Source organism: Bradyrhizobium sp. KZN70725 (assembly GCF_055264925.1).
On the sequence record NZ_JBUYWT010000156.1, the window covers coordinates 1 to 1,891 of the forward strand.

General features: G+C 59.5%; 4 protein-coding genes. All 4 read left to right on the top strand.

The genetic code is table 11. The features are described from left to right. A partial coding sequence (locus ACZBJS_RS42375; RefSeq protein WP_463440315.1) for a nucleotidyl transferase AbiEii/AbiGii toxin family protein occupies positions 1-190 on the top strand: 190 nt, incomplete at its 5' end. Next, a complete protein-coding gene (locus tag ACZBJS_RS42380) occupies positions 187-312 on the top strand; it encodes a type IV secretory system conjugative DNA transfer family protein (RefSeq protein ID WP_463440316.1) in 126 nt (41 codons plus the stop codon). The genes ACZBJS_RS42375 and ACZBJS_RS42380, both read left to right, overlap by 4 nt. A 398-nt stretch (positions 313-710) precedes the next feature. Then, entirely contained in the window at positions 711-989 is a 279-nt protein-coding gene (locus tag ACZBJS_RS42385; RefSeq protein WP_463440317.1) for a type II toxin-antitoxin system ParD family antitoxin, read from the top strand. A 162-nt stretch (positions 990-1,151) separates the two neighbouring features. Next, entirely contained in the window at positions 1,152-1,274 is a 123-nt protein-coding gene (locus ACZBJS_RS42390; protein ID WP_463440318.1) for a type II toxin-antitoxin system RelE/ParE family toxin, read from the top strand. Positions 1,275-1,891: the final 617 nt, after the last annotated feature.

The window sequence follows — 1,891 nt, forward strand, 5'->3', positions numbered from 1 at the left end:
ATCCAACGGACAGCCTGTTCCTGATTGGGTGCTTGGAGGCGGTACCGCTCTGATGATTCATAGCGCGCACCGCCTCAGCAAAGACGTCGATGCTTTCATCGACGATCCGCAATACCTCACGTTATTGTCGCTGCGTCTCGGTGGTGAGGATAACCACCCCCTCGTCTATCCTGCTCGGAACCTTCCTTGAGGAGGGCGCCCAAGACCCCTGCCGCGTTCATCCATTGGGATGGTGAGGGTCATCTGTTGACGCTTGCTCCGACGCGGGCGGGCAAGTCTGTTTCTACAATTATCCCGAACCTGCTGCGCTAGCGGGGCAGTGTCGAGGTTCTTGGTCCTAAGGGCAGGCTCTTCCGGGAGACCTCGGTTTGGCGCGCGAAGAACGTCGGGCCCGTTTACCGGATCGCTCCCTTTGACGACGGCACCGACCCGGATAAGGCCGGCTTTCCCAGGCACGGATTCAATCCGCTGGCGCGCATTCGTTCCCGACACCAGGCGCGCGGATTGGCGCAGCCGAGGTTTCCGCGTGACCCGTCATTAATGATGACGCGGTTAGTTTTCTGACCGGCGTCATTCTTTACATTCTGGATTCAGCGCCTGCGCGTCGTCGTAACCTTGGAACGGTCCGCGAGGCGGCGTCGGCGCCGCTCGATCAGTTCAGCGGCTTCGCTATAGCATAAAGTAATATATTATGAGGCAGGTAGGTGCGTATGGCCACGAGTTATACTGTCGGCAAACACTACGAGAGCTTCATCAAGGATCTCGTCGACAGCGGTCGCTATGCAACCGCTAGCGAAGTGATGCGGGAGGGACTGCGCCTTGTTGAAGAACGCGAGGAGCGTCGCAAGGTGAAGCTTGAAGCATTGCGTGCTGCCATACAGGAAGGCCTTGAAAGCGGTCCCGCCGAACCGTTCGAGCCCGGCAAACTGGTCGAACAGATTAAGGCCCGAGGACGTGAACGGCTAAAAGCCGGGAAGCATGGCGGGTAATCTCACAAGGCGGCCCCAGGCCGAGACCGACCTGGACGAGATTTAGCTCTTCATCGCATCTGACAATATCGCTGCTGCAGACCGCTTGCTCGATCGTATCGGCAACGTCCTTCAGATGCTTGCCGAGATCCACTAGCGGGCCGACAGCGGCCCGAGTTGGGTATGAGCATTCGGAGCTTTCCGGTCGGCAACTACGTACTCTTCTACGAAGCGTTTCCCAACGGCGTTGAGATCGTGCGAGTGCTGCACGGTGCTCGCGATATCACGCCGGAGGATCTCGACTGAGAACTTGCTTTCTCAGCCGTCGCAAAATCGCATTTACGATTATGAGGCGCGGGCTGATGTTGCACAGTTGCTATGTGTAGTGACTCGCCCAATTTCAACGGATCGACCCACTCTGTTCCGTTGAGCTGAATGAAGGTGCCTTTAATATCGAGATGGCTAGCCGACGGTAGACGCGGACCTTGGCCGGCGGAGCATCTCCATTGCAGGGCAGTAGCCCTCTCGAAGGCGCGGCGTCGAACGCTTCTTCCGTTGGCCACCATAGGGGGAAATGCATGACAGGGGCGCCTGAACCCATCGGCTGGCGGCTTCGCCCGCACCATCACCGCTTGGCTGCGGCCGAACGTCTGGCATGAGTTCCGCGGCGACCCGCTGACGCAGTTTTCCTCCGACCCGGATTCATTCCGTTCAACTCTAGTCTCGGCGGCAGCTGGGGCGAGCTCAACGCCGGCGTCAGCGGCCAGCTCAACCGCTTCACCACGCTGTTCGCCAACGCCTCCTACCAGCAGCTGCCGCGCGGCAATCAGGATGGAAGCAGAGCGTCAATCAGGATGAGAGAGCGTCGCCGAGCTCGTGACGCAGGGAGGGCGTAGCCCGACCGGAGTTACGAGCTCGGCGAC